This window comes from Streptomyces sp. NPDC043812 (genome assembly GCF_056436245.1).
Genome location: NZ_JBWKCY010000018.1, coordinates 35,564 through 47,999 on the forward strand (window position 1 = coordinate 35,564; position 12,436 = coordinate 47,999).

The following is a 12,436-nucleotide window of genomic DNA, read 5'->3' on the forward strand; positions in this document are numbered from 1 at the left end:
TACCGGTACTCATCTTCGCTCCGTCGATGGTGCGGTGAACGGCACGGGCCCCGCCGGCGGCGGGGCCCGTGTGGCACGTCAGGACAGGTGCTGGGCTACAGGCCCATGCCGCCCATCGTACGTTCCAGGGAGTCCGCGTAGAGGCGGGCGCCCCCGATCTTCGGGTGGAACGACTGGGCGGACAGGCCCAGGCCGAGCGCCTGCAGAACCGGGTAGTCCTCCACCGGGTTGTCGGAGTCCACCAGCGTCTTGACGATGCCGTGGACGGACTCCGGGTCACCGCAGACCGCCTTGCCGGCGAAGTTGGTCTTCGGGTTGGAGAACCAGGTCTTGATGCCCGCCTTGTTGGCGTCGTCGGCTGCGCCCTGCATCTCTGCGGAGAGGGTGTTGGCGACGCTGGTCAGCCAGTCCGTGGAGCTGGCCGACAGGCCGACCTGGACGCCGGGGATGGACACGCTCAGGCACTCACCGCGGTTCTCGATGAGCGGCGGGTAGCCCATGAGCACGATCTTCGCGTTCGGCGCCTTGGAGTTGATCTCCTTCAGGGTCTTGAGGATGTCCGGCCGGACGATCTCCTTGACGACGCCGACAGCGGCCTGCTCCAGGGGCCGGCCGATGAACTTGCGGTCACGGCCGCCGACGGGGCCGTCGACGTCACCCTCCTCGAACGTCCTGTCCTTGCAGTTGCCGCCGTTCACGGCGGTCAGGCACTTCTGGATGATGTCGGCGAAGCGGGCGTCGTTGCCACCGATCGAGATGGTGACCAGGGTGGTGTGCTGGTCCAGGTAGCCCTTGTCGATCTGCGGCTTCTCACCGCCGCTGTCCTGCACCACACCGGCGTGCACAACGTTGTAGGTGCGGGCGCCGGAGCAGGCGATCAGGTGGTAGTCCATGGCCGATCCGTACTCGTCGGCCATGGCGCCTACGGACTTGGAGCGGCCCGGGATGACGGCCTGTCGCGACCACGCCTGGGTGGAGCGGTGGCAGGCGTTGCGGGTCTTCTTGTCCTGCTTGTCGAGGTAGTTGGTCTCCGGGTAGTAGTCCCGGTTGCCCTCGGAAGCGCCCTCACCGGAGGAGTACGAGTCGCCCATGGCGACCACGAAGTCCTTCGGCTTGGCCGACAGCGGCTGGAAGGCCACCGAGTCCCACGCGATGTCCTCGTCACCGGTGCCGTCGTCGGTGTCGGTGTCGAGGGTCACCGTCGGCGTGCCGGTGAAGTTGAACACGCCCAGGTCGACCCACTTGTTCTGCCGGATCCGCTGCGGGTGCACCCGGACCGGGCTCTTGGAGTCGGTGCCACCGATCCTGTAGGCGGCCTGCCGGGTGTGCGCACCGTGGTCCGGTATGTGGGCGAAGACGCGCATCCAGCCCCGCTTGGAGCTGTTGAGCGTCCACTTGCCGCTGACGTGGAGCCGCTTGCCGTCGGCAGTGGCGAGCCAGCGGGTGTGCCCCATCCAGAAGTGGTTGCCGTTGCCCGCACCTATCTGGTGCAGGTCGACCTTGGACGGGTACTTTCCGCCCTCACCGGCGAAGGTGAACTGGAAGGAGCCAGTGGAGCCGACGGTGCAGGTCCGCCCGGAGGATCCGGCCGGGACCGTGCCGTTGGGCAGGTTGTCGACGATCAGTGACCCGCCCGGGAGGCCGGTGTTGCAGCGCGGCGCGTAGGAATTCTCGTCCGGCTGCTCGGGGTACGTGTCGTTGAATCGGTGGATCGCATTGCCGCACAGAGCTGCGGTGGTGCAGTTCTTCCAGCTGACCGGCTCGTTCCACCAGCACTTCAGGTAGAGCGGGTCCTTGTCGTGAGGATCACCGGGCAGCGCGCACGGTCCCTTGCCGTCGTCGTTGGAGGCGCCTTCACCGATCTTCGAGGGCACGCAGGTGTTCTGGGAACCGCAGAAGGTGAAGATCGGCGGCTTCGCCGTGGTCCGGGCCTCGTTGGTGTTCCACCAGGCGGCGACGTAGCCGGCCTTGATGTCCCCGGGCTTGAACATGGCCGCGATCGGACGGGCGGCCCAGCCGATGACCTTCTCCTCGTACGGCCAGTCCTGCGGGTGCGCGGCGTGGCTGTAGTCGTCCTTGCCGTTCGCCGCCTCGAGGAACGGTGTCCGGTTCTCCTTCCACAGCGGGTTGGCCGGGTTGTTCGTCCAGCCCACACCCCACTTGCCGTTCACCGGGCTCGACTTGGGGTAGTACCCGGAGTTGTACGCCCACAGGGCGTAGAACCAGTTCTCGATGTACTTCGGGTGACCCTCGTTGATGGTCAGCCCGTCCTTACGGGTGGTGTTCCACTTCTCGATGAGAATGTTGACACCTGCTGCGATGTTCGCGGCGTAGTCCAGGGCCACGGCCTCCTGCTGGACCGTGGTCTTGGGCTGCTCGTCCTTCTTCTCCTTGCCGTGCATCCGCATGCCGTCGGTGACCTGGGTGATGCCGTAGCCGCAGTCGGCCTCGGCGAAGTCGATCCCCCACGGGTCGGCCTGCTGGCCGGAGGAGGAGTACTTGATGCCGTAGAAGTTGCCGATCAGTGAGTTCGCCGTGACACCGGGCACCGCGAGCCGGGTGGCCTGCCACATGTTGGACTCCTGCGCGGTGATGCCGAGCATCACCTGCGAGGGCACGTACCAGTCCTCACCGGAGCCGCCCGCCAGTGGCGTCAGCGGGAACAGCGACTGCGGGGCGTACGCCGCCATGCCGGTGTTCTTCCAGTTCGCCGGTCGGGTCGCGCCCTTGTTGAGCTTGCCGACGACGGCCTGGTCAACGGCCCACTCGACCTGGCGCGGGGTGGGCTGGAACGCCTGCTTCTTCGGGTCGTTGCGCGGAACCGAGCAGTACCGGTCGGCCTCGACCGTGTCGTTCGCCGCGGCAGCTGCCCGGAAGGCGCCCGCCTTGACACCCTGCGCGAGGAGGACCGGGCTGGTCTGCGTGCCCTGCGTCTGCTGCTTCTGGCCGCCGACCTGGTCCCCGCCCGGAGGCGCGTCCAGGACCACCGTCTTGCGGGTGTCGGCCGTCTTGACCGTGGTGCGGACCGTGCGGGCCTCCAGGGCCTCGTCCGGGCGGATCCGCGAGTCCTTGCCGTCCGACCACCGGGACGACACGAACGCCTGTCCCCGGCTGGAGACACGGGCGTCCTTGTCGATGCCGCCCGGGTTGTGCAGGACACCGGCCGCACGCGACGTGGTCGCGGCCTCGCCGGTCACGTACACCTCGCCGCCGGGGGTGGAGGTGAGGTCGAAGTCGGTCAGCTTGCCCTGGGCGAGGCCGGCGGGCTTGGCATTCGCGTCGGGCTTGTCGATCTGCTCGGCGCTGACGCGGAAGACCGCCGCCGTGGGATCGGCGGCACTGCGGACCTTGGCACCTGCGGCGGCGCTGCCGGCCTTGCCGGCCGCGGCGCCCTGGGCCTTGCCGGACTTCGGGTCGGGGTCGATGAAGGTGACGCCTCCGTCGGCGTCGGCCTTCAGCTGGAACGGCCACGCCTTCGTCTCCGCGACCGCGCGGACCTTGCTGTCCTCGACGGCCACGATGTGGTTGCCGGAGGCGGCGACGATGCCGTTTCGGGTCGGAACGGCGGAGGTGACCTGGCCGACGACCGTCTGCTTCGTCGCGACCTTCCCCGTCGTGGCGTCGACGGTCACCAGACGGGTCTGGCTCTTCGCCGAGGCGTCGTCGGCCAGCGCGGTGAACACGGCGTCGTCACCGTGGCCGCAGCCGGGGGAGAAATAGCCGAGCGTGGCCTGGAACGGCAGCTTCGTGATCTGGCCGCTGTCCAGGTTCACCACGGCCGTGAACGCGCCGCGCGTCATCAGTTCCGGCTTGTTCGTGAACGTACGCGGCGCATAGGCGACGGCCGCGTACGTGCCCGACTCGGTGACACACGCGTTGCCGATCCACGTGTCGGTCTCGAACCCGGACTCGGACAGCGATGCGGCGGTCCGCCACGCGTAGCCGTCCTTCTCACCGGCCACCAGGAGGTGGAAGCCGGTGCCGTCACCTGACGTGGTGAACGCCCGGTCGGACGACTTCTTGTAGTCCGCGCCCAATATCTCGCTGCGCCGCTCGACGGGCACGGCAGTGGGCTGGTCGCCGGGCTTCGTCCCGGCGTCGCGGGCGGCGGGCTGGGACCAGCCCTCGGCGGCCCCTGGCGGGGGCGCTGCCGCGAATGCCTGAGTAGTGGCGATGCCGGCGGACAGGGACAGCGCAAGCACTGTCGTCACCGGCACACGCGCATATCTCAGTAAGTCGCGTCTCAACTGGGTTTCCTTTTCTGTGGTTTCGCGCCCGCACAGGCGTGCGGGCATGGCAGCAGCCCAGCCCGTCCTCGCCCCTGGCAGCACGCAGGGAAAGGAAGCCGAAAGGAAGAGGGACGGGTGGGGGCACGGCGGCCCGGCTCGGGACTCGGGCTCGATCGGCCCGAGAGGGTGCTGTGGTCGTGCAGCACCCGGTGACCGCGAGCACCGGGATCGTCAGCGCAGCCTCATGTGTTCAAGGCCGGGCCGAGGGGGGACGCCTCCTGCGGCGGGCACCCATGACGGGTTGCCGGAGCCGACCGCGCTTCCGGTGCGCAGGTCCGGCGTGGGCGGCGCAGGAAGCCGAAGTCCTCAGTGGGGGGCGTGGCCGCCACGTAGTGGGAGCGGAGCCGGACGCCCCTGGATCGCCCGGCGCCGGTCTCGTCGAACAGCAGACGCACTCGCCAGGACAGCAGCGGACAGACCGATACGAACAGCCGTTTCTACCGACACGCGGATGAGCCCCCCATTTCATGTGCGAGCCCTCACGGGCTTTGCACAGCTCCTTCGTGTGGTCTCAACTTATGTGTGGACTGTCTGGTGTGTCTGTGATCAAGAGCACGTGATTCATCAACATCACGTCCAAGTGGTCCTGTTGGGCGGCGACTTCAGAACCGCGCGCCACATCCCGCACCACGGGCCGGCAAATCGTTCGACGCACCGGTGCCCGCCGGGATACAGAGGTGCCCATGACGCAGTGGACCCTCGCCCCCGAAGCCTTCGACACCGACGACGCGTATGCCCTGCGCCGCGCGTACTACTCAGACGTGGCCGGCAGCTACTGGAAGCGGCCCGCGACCGACGTGGAGATCGACGAGGGCCTCGCCGGCGACGGTGCCGAGCGACTCGCCCCGCCCACCGGGCAGTTCGTCGTCGGGCGGTACGGCGAGGCGGCCGCTGCCTGCGGCGGGGTGCTGCTGCTGGACGGCGAACGGGCCGAGCTGACCCGCGTGTTCGTGAAGCCCGCGTTCCGTGGGCGCAAGGGCGCCGGGATGCTGATGGAGCTCCTGGAGCACGAGGCCCGCGCGCTGGGCGCGCGTCGCATGGTCCTCAACACCCGGCTGGATCTGGTCGAGGCACGCGGTCTGTACGTCCGCCACGGCTACGCGGAGATCCCGGCGTACTGCTCGGGGCCGTACATGCAGATCTGGTACGGCAAGGAGCTCTGAGTTCGCCTGTCCGCTCAGAGAGCCTGTCCGGGGCCGCCGGTGTCAGTGGCTGTGCCGGTGGGGGTACTCCGCCGCGGGCCGCTCGTGGTCGCCGCGCGGGGAGCGGCCACGGGGACGCTCGGCGTCCGAGCCGCACAGCTCTTCGTTGAGTTCGCGGACCAGCTGGATGAGATCCGTCGGCCGGTCCGGTCCCCACCAGTCCCCCAGCAGCTCCGCCAGCGACTCCTCCCGCGCCTCGGACAGCCGGACCGCCGCCACCGCCCCGTCGTCGGTGAGCAGCAGGTCCAGCCCCTCGCGGCGGGCCAGACCGCGGCCCTCGATCTCGCGCGCCGCCTCGGTGATGACGCGCAGCGGTACGGGGGTGGCGTCGGCGAGCCGGGACGGTTCGACCATGCCGTGGCGTTTGATGCGCAGCAGCAGCCAGCTGGACGCGGGGAGCAGGTCGTACCCGGAGCGCGCGGTGATCTTCTCGTAGATGTGGTGTCTGCCCTCGCGGGAGCCGAGGACCGACAGGGCGCGGGCGACCTCGTCGTGCGAGGAGCGTTCGACCGGGTTGGAGGCGAGCGTCTGGCTCGGGTCGGGCGCGGTGACCGAGCCGCGCAGCTTGTCCTCCTTGAGGAACCAGGCGACGACGAAGGCGACGACGACCACCGGTACCGCGTACAGGAAGACGTCCGTGATCGCGGTCGCATAGGCGTCGAGCACGGACGTGCGCAGTTGCTGCGGGAGTTCGGAGATCGCTCGCGGGTCGGCGGCCAGTTCGTCGGCGCCTGCGCCGGGCGGCACGGCCTGTCCGGCGAGCGCGTCGTCGAGTTTGCTCTCCAGCCGGTTGGTGAAGATCGTGCCGAAGATCGCGACGCCGAACGAGGCGCCGATGGACCGGAAGAACGTCGCGCCGGACGTGGCGACGCCCAGGTCCTCGTAGCTGACCGCGTTCTGCACCACCAGCACCAGCACCTGCATGACCAGGCCGAGGCCCGCGCCGAAGACGAAGAAGCACAGGCTCATCTGCCAGTCGGAGCTTGTCTCCTCGAGCCGGTGCAGCAGGAGGAGCCCGATGGCGGTGACCGCCGTGCCCGCGATCGGGAACACCTTCCAGCGGCCGGTGCGGCTGACGATCTGCCCCGATGCGGTCGAGGTGAGCAGCATGCCGAACACCATCGGCAGCATGTGCACACCGGAGATCGTCGGCGAGACGCCCTTGACGACCTGGAGGAAGGTCGGCAGATACGTCATCGCCCCGAACATGGCGAAGCCGATGATGAAGCTGATGACGGCGACGAGCGTGAACGTCCTGATGCGGAACAGCTTCAGCGGGAGCACCGGTTCGGCGGCGCGCCGTTCGACGGCGACGAACGCCACGAGCAGCACGGCACCGAGCACCGTGAGGGCGATGATCTGCGCCGAGCCCCACGTCCAGGTGGTGCCGCCGAGCGAGGCGACGAGGACCAGGCACGTGGCGACCGATGCGATGAGGAAGGTGCCGAGGTAGTCGATGGTGTGCCGGGTCCGCCGCACCGGGATGTGCAGGACGGCGGCGATGACGAGCAGGGCGACGACGCCGATCGGGAGGTTGATGTAGAACACCCAGCGCCAGCTGAGGTGTTCGGTGAAGAAGCCGCCGAGGAGCGGCCCGAGGACGCTGCTCGCGCCGAAGACGGCGCCGAACAGACCCTGGTAGCGGCCGCGTTCGCGGGGCGGGACGATGTCGCCGACGATCGCCATCGACAGCACGATCAGACCGCCGCCGCCGAGGCCCTGGACCGCGCGGAACATGATGAGCTGGGGCATGTTCTGCGCGACACCGCACAGTGCCGAGCCGATGAGGAAGATCACGATCGCGGCCTGGAACAGCTTCTTGCGGCCGTACTGGTCGCCGAGCTTGCCCCACAGGGGCGTCGCGGCGGTGGATGCCAGGATGTAGGCGGTGACCACCCAGGACAGATGTTCCATGCCGCCCAGTTCGCTGACGATGGTCGGCAGTGCGGTCGCGACGATGGTCTGGTCGAGAGCGGCGAGCAGCATGCCCAGCAGCAGGGCGCCGATGGCGACGAGTACGGAGCGCCGGCCGTGCCCCTCGCCGGGGGCCGGGGGTGCTTGCGCTGTGCTCACTTCCTGGGCCATGCCGGTCTCCTTTGCGCTCCACTCCATCGTGGTGGGTTCATCCGGTTATGGCCTGCCGAAGAGACGGACAGGGGGGTGCCGCCGGGTGCCCCGGGAAGCGGCCGGACGCGACGGCTGGATAATCGGCGGCATTCAAAGGGGAGGGGACCGGCCATGACCGGAATCAGTTGTCCCGGGTGCGGCAGACCGCGGAACGCGGACGGCAGCGCGGGATCCGGGTGCGACTGCGCTGCGCGCGCGGCGGCGGCGCTGCGCGCGGAGAGGGAGGCGGAGATCGCGGCGGCCGAGGACTTCGACCCGCTGCGCATTCGTCCTTATGTGACGCTCCAGGGGCTGGAGGTGTCGGACGCCGGGGGGCCGTCGGCACCGCCTGCGCCGCTTCCGCCGCGGGCGGGGGCGCCCGGGCCGCTGCCGGGCGCACATGCGCCCTACGGGCAGTCGGCAGCGGGAGTCGCACCCGGTCCGCTGCCCGCCGAGGTCCCACCTGCGGCGGGGAGCACGCGGGACGACGACACCCAGGAGCTGCCGCCGCTCGTCGGCCTCGCCCCGGGTGCGGCGGGGCCTGATCGGCGCAGGCCGCGGCGGCGGGGGCTCGTCGCCGTCGCCGTGGGTGCTGCCGTCCTCGCCGTGGGCGGGACCGCCGCGTTCGCCGGCGGGCTGTTCTCCGGGGAGGTGGAACGGGACCGGGTGTCCATGCCCGACAGGGACTCCGACCGCGCGAGCCTCAACGTCGGCCCCGACGCGCCCTCGGCGCCGCCGTCCGTGTCCGGGTCCCCGTCCGCCTCGCGCACCTCGTCCGCCGCGCCTTCCGCGTCCGCGAGCCCGTCCCCCTCCGTCTCCCGCTCCGCGTCCCCCTCCGCCTCCCGGACGGCGGCGCCCGGCACGGGGTCTGCGGCGCCGGGCACCTCCCCTGGTGCACCGACGTCGACCGCGCGCGCCTCGGGCAGCGTGTCGGAGGAACCGCGCGGCCGGTCGCGGCGGACGCTGCGCGAGGGCGACAGCGGACCGGCGGTGTCCGAGCTCCAGGTGCGGCTGGCGGAGCTGCGTCTGTACGAGGGGGAAGTGGACGGGGAGTACAGCCGGAGCGTCGAGGACGCGGTGTGGCGGTACCAGTGGGCGCGCGGCATCGACGACGACGACCCGGGGGTCTACGGGCCGAGTACGCGCCGCGCCCTGGAGGCGGAGACGCGCGAACCGTGACGGGGGCGGAGTGGCGCGGGAGCCCACGATTTTGTATCGTGAAGGAACAAAGTGGTTCCGCCCGTACTCCCTGACCGGCGGGCGGAACCGCCTTGTCCCCTTCTCCCGCGCCCAGGAGCATGCCGATGCCGGCAACCGTCCCGCCCGTCCTGAACACCCGTGCCCTCCTCCTCGACATGGACGGCACCCTCGTCAACTCCGACGCGGTGGTCGAACGCTGCTGGCGGGCATGGGCCGTCGACCACGGGCTCGACCCCGACGAGGCGCTGAAGGTCGTCCACGGCCGCCAGGGATACGCCACCATGGCCGTCCTCCTGCCGGACCGCCCGATGGAGGAGAACCACGCCGACAACCGCGTGCTCCTCGCGCAGGAGACCGCCGACACCGAGGGTGTCGTCGCCATCGCAGGGGCGCCGGCGTTCCTGGCCGCCGTCGCGGACCTGCCGCACGCCCTCGTCACCTCGGCCGACCTGGCGCTGGCCACGGTGAGGATGAACGCGGCCGGGCTGCCGATGCCCGACGTCCGGGTGACCGCCGAGTGCGTGGGGGCCAGCAAGCCCGACCCGGAGGGCTTCCTCAAGGGCGCGGCCGAACTCGGCTTCGCCCCCGCGGACTGTGTCGCCTTCGAGGACTCCGAGGCCGGGATCGCGGCGGCCCGCGCGGCGGGCATGCGGGTGGTGGGCGTCGGCCCCCGGGCAGCGGCCTTCGCACCCGACCTGTTCGTGCCCGACCTGACCGGCCTTACGGTCACGGCCCGTGACGACGGCACGATCGGGCTCACCGCCTGACACACCCTTCGAGGGCCGGCCCACGGCGACACCGGCCTGCGTGACGCACCGCGTACGGACTCAAGGCGTCTCCGCCGGAGTTCGCCGGGCTCCGCGCTCCCGCCACCGCGGGTCGACCTTGCCCTCCGGGCAAGGTCTCGCGTTCGTCTCCACGGAAGTCAGGCGGCGTATGTGCAGATCGGCCACGCGCGCTGCGGCTGCCGACGTTCGAGGCCGGCGGGACGGCACTGTTCACGCGGCTGACCCTGATCATCCGCGACGACGTGACCGAGCACGTCTTCCATCCCGTGTTCCCGCCGGACCAGCACACCCGGCAGGTGCTGGCCCGGCTCCGCGACACCCCCGGGGACGGTCAGCCCGCGATCGCCTCGTACAGGCTGAATCCGGCGAGCGCGAGCATCAGCGCGGCCGCGACCTTGGTGATCAGCCGCAGCGGCACGTACTTCATCAGCGTCCGGCCACCCACGATGCCGATCGCCGCTACCGCCCACAGCGCCAGCACCGCGCCGATGCCGACGGACACGGGATTGTCGTAACGGGCTGCCAGGTTGGCGGTCATGATCTGGGTCAGATCGCCGAACTCGGCGACCAGGATCAGCATGAAGCCCGCCCCGGAGACCTTCCAGAAGGACTGGTCGGCCGGGGCCTTGATGCTCTCCTCGTCGTCGTCGTTCCTCTTCAGGAGCAGCACCAGCGCGCCCGCGAGGAACAGGACGCCGACGACCGCCTGCACCAGCCGGTGGGGCAGCAGGGTCAGCACACTGCCCGCCGCGATGGCGAGAGCGACATGAACGGCGAAGGCGGCGGCGACACCCGCGAAGACGTACGAGGCGCGGTACCGGGTGCCGAGCATCAGACCGGCCAGCGCGGTCTTGTCGGGCAGCTCGGCGAGGAAGACGACGCCGAACGTGATCGCCATGACGGTGAAGCTGATCATGGATGGGTTTCCTCAATCGGTCGGGCGCGGCCCTGCCGAGAGTCCTGAGCGTTTCAGGGGTCGCTTCGGCACGGCAGCGCCATGAATACACACATGGACACTGCGGCCGAAGGTCTCGCTGGCTGCCTCCACGAGGCCGCCTCCGGGCGCCGGCCGGACACGAGGTCCGGCAGTATGTCGACGTTCCGGCGAAGAGCTACTCCCCTTCTGCTCCGTACACAGTACGCGACCCCCCGGCCCGGCCGTCAGGGACCTTGGTCCCCCGGTTGCACCCCGTCCCGGTGCAGCCGCCCCCGCGCCACCAGCTCGAGCACGACCGCCACCGCCACGGCCTGCACCGCCATCAGCGCGACGAGAACGAACAGCTGCACCGCGCCCGCCTCCACCGGTGACGCGCCGCCGAGGAGCATGCCGACGAACGCTCCCGGCAACGTGACGAGGCCCACGGTCCGCGTCTGGTCGAGGCCCGGGAGCAGCGCGTCGGAGGCGGGTACGCGGGCGACCTCCATACGGGCGTCCCGTTCCAGGAGACCCAGCGCGAGTCCGGCCTCCACCTCGCCGCGGCGCTGGGCCAGCTCGTCGAGGGCCCGGCGGCCGCCGAGCACGGTCGCGGTGAGCGCGCCGCCGATGAGGATGCCGGTCACGGGGACGAGCGTGATGCCTTTCACCGGGACGAGTCCGGTGAGGAGCAGGGCGGCGACGACGGGGACGACGCCGGCGGCGATGGGGGCAGCGGCCCACCACCAGGTGGAGTTGGCCGTGACACGGCGCCCGGCGGTGCGGACGGCCACGGCATACATCAGCACGAGGAAGGCCAGCAGCAGCGGCACGGCCTCGACGACCCAGCCGATCAACAGGGAGACGACGGCGAGTTGGACCGCCGCGCGCAGTCCTGCGACGGCGATCTGACGGGACCGGCCCAGGTGCGCGACCGCGGCGACAGTCGCGGCGACGGCGAGCAGGACGGCCAGCACCGCCCCGAGTGTGAGGTCGACCGGCAGCAGCACATGGCAACCCTACGCCGGTGAAGGGATCGTGCCGGACCGTCAGAAGTATTGATGTGACGTGCCCATGTCGCCACTCTGTTACCTGGCGCCCATCCCCGAGAAACCTGGCGCCGCCAGCATGGCCACGCCCGGAAGCCGCTCCCACGCCCGAAGGGGCACCGGGGGAGGCCACGTCGCCCCCCACTCAGAAGGAGTCCGCATGTTTGGTGTCTACGCGCGTCGAGTCCGCCGCATCGCCGTTCTTTCCGCCGCTTCCGCTGTCGCCGCCACCGGCCTGCTCGCCACCGCCCCCGCCGCCCAGGCCGCACCGCCCACCCCGGTCAGCGCCTCCACCGCCCGCAGCTACCTGAGCCAGCTCACCGTGGCCGCCGAAGGCTCCTCCTCCGGCTACAGCCGCGACCTGTTCCCGCACTGGAGCACCCAGTCGGGCGCGTGCAACACGCGTGAGGTCGTCCTCAAGCGCGACGGCTCCAACGTCCAGCAGGACTCCAGCTGCGCCGCGGTCAGCGGCAGTTGGTTCTCCCCCTACGACGGCGCCACGTGGACCGCGGCCGCCGACGTCGACATCGACCACATGGTGCCGCTGGCCGAGGCCTGGCGCTCCGGCGCGAACAGCTGGACCACCTCCAAGCGCCAGCAGTTCGCCAACGACCTCACCCGCCCGCAGCTGATAGCGGTCACCGACAACGTCAACCAGGCCAAGGGCGACCAGGACCCGGCCGAATGGCTGCCGTCGGTCACGTCCTACCGCTGCATGTACGCCCGCATGTGGGTGCACACCAAGTACTACTGGAACCTCAAGGTGGACTCCGCCGAGAAGAGCGCCCTCCAGTCGATCCTGAACGGCTGCTGACGAGGCAGGCCGACGAACCTCGCGGAACGGGTCGCCCCCTTCCGTCGTTCCGTACCGTACGGACTGACGGAAAGG

8 protein-coding genes are annotated in these 12,436 nt (G+C 70.4%); 4 read left to right on the plus strand and 4 right to left on the minus strand.

Features of this window, described 5'->3' with window-relative positions; genetic code table 11:
* Positions 1-95: 95 nt before the first annotated feature.
* Entirely contained in the window at positions 96-4,211 is a 4,116-nt protein-coding gene (locus AC067Z_RS25270) for an SGNH/GDSL hydrolase family protein (RefSeq protein WP_478791878.1), read from the minus strand.
* A 761-nt stretch (positions 4,212-4,972) separates the two neighbouring features.
* Here AC067Z_RS25270 and AC067Z_RS25275 point away from each other — a divergent pair.
* Positions 4,973-5,452: a GNAT family N-acetyltransferase gene (locus AC067Z_RS25275; RefSeq protein ID WP_478791879.1), complete on the plus strand. Its 480-nt coding sequence runs from the start codon at positions 4,973-4,975 to the stop codon at positions 5,450-5,452.
* A gap of 42 nt (positions 5,453-5,494) precedes the next feature.
* Here AC067Z_RS25275 and AC067Z_RS25280 read toward each other — a convergent pair whose 3' ends face one another.
* The gene (locus tag AC067Z_RS25280) at positions 5,495-7,576 is read right to left on the minus strand and encodes an MDR family MFS transporter (RefSeq protein WP_478791880.1); all 2,082 of its coding nucleotides are present in this window, start codon (positions 7,574-7,576) and stop codon (positions 5,495-5,497) included.
* A 153-nt stretch (positions 7,577-7,729) separates the two neighbouring features.
* Here AC067Z_RS25280 and AC067Z_RS25285 point away from each other — a divergent pair, with 153 nt between their 5' ends.
* Positions 7,730-8,776, plus strand: a complete 1,047-nt coding sequence (locus AC067Z_RS25285) for a peptidoglycan-binding domain-containing protein (RefSeq protein WP_478791881.1) — start codon at positions 7,730-7,732, stop codon at positions 8,774-8,776.
* 125 nt (positions 8,777-8,901) lie between these two features.
* Positions 8,902-9,564 carry an HAD-IA family hydrolase gene (locus tag AC067Z_RS25290; RefSeq protein WP_478791882.1) on the plus strand — a complete coding sequence of 221 codons (663 nt, stop codon included), beginning with the start codon at positions 8,902-8,904 and terminating at the stop codon, positions 9,562-9,564.
* Between the two features lie 352 nt (positions 9,565-9,916).
* Here the strand turns inward: AC067Z_RS25290 and AC067Z_RS25295 are convergent, their stop codons facing one another.
* Both AC067Z_RS25295 and AC067Z_RS25300 read right to left on the minus strand, forming a co-directional pair.
* Complete coding sequence (locus AC067Z_RS25295; protein ID WP_478791883.1) at positions 9,917-10,501, minus strand: TMEM165/GDT1 family protein; 585 nt, start codon at positions 10,499-10,501, stop codon at positions 9,917-9,919.
* A 245-nt stretch (positions 10,502-10,746) separates the two neighbouring features.
* A complete protein-coding gene (locus AC067Z_RS25300) occupies positions 10,747-11,508 on the minus strand; it encodes an ABC transporter permease (protein WP_478791884.1) in 762 nt (253 codons plus the stop codon).
* Between the two features lie 199 nt (positions 11,509-11,707).
* Between AC067Z_RS25300 and AC067Z_RS25305 the strand changes: the two genes are divergently transcribed.
* On the plus strand, positions 11,708-12,361 hold the full coding sequence (locus tag AC067Z_RS25305) for an HNH endonuclease family protein (RefSeq protein ID WP_478791885.1): 654 nt from the start codon (positions 11,708-11,710) through the stop codon (positions 12,359-12,361).
* Positions 12,362-12,436 lie beyond the last annotated feature (75 nt).

What these genes read in the sequence shown, in the direction of transcription:
- AC067Z_RS25275 (WP_478791879.1), top strand. Translation starts at nt 4,973, where the DNA reads ATGACGCAGTGGACCCTCGCCCCCGAAGCCTTCGACACCGACGACGCG.
- AC067Z_RS25280 (WP_478791880.1), bottom strand. Translation starts at nt 7,576, where the DNA reads ATGGCCCAGGAAGTGAGCACAGCGCAAGCACCCCCGGCCCCCGGCGAG.
- AC067Z_RS25285 (WP_478791881.1), top strand. Translation starts at nt 7,730, where the DNA reads ATGACCGGAATCAGTTGTCCCGGGTGCGGCAGACCGCGGAACGCGGAC.
- AC067Z_RS25290 (WP_478791882.1), top strand. Translation starts at nt 8,902, where the DNA reads ATGCCGGCAACCGTCCCGCCCGTCCTGAACACCCGTGCCCTCCTCCTC.
- AC067Z_RS25295 (WP_478791883.1), bottom strand. Translation starts at nt 10,501, where the DNA reads ATGATCAGCTTCACCGTCATGGCGATCACGTTCGGCGTCGTCTTCCTC.
- AC067Z_RS25305 (WP_478791885.1), top strand. Translation starts at nt 11,708, where the DNA reads ATGTTTGGTGTCTACGCGCGTCGAGTCCGCCGCATCGCCGTTCTTTCC.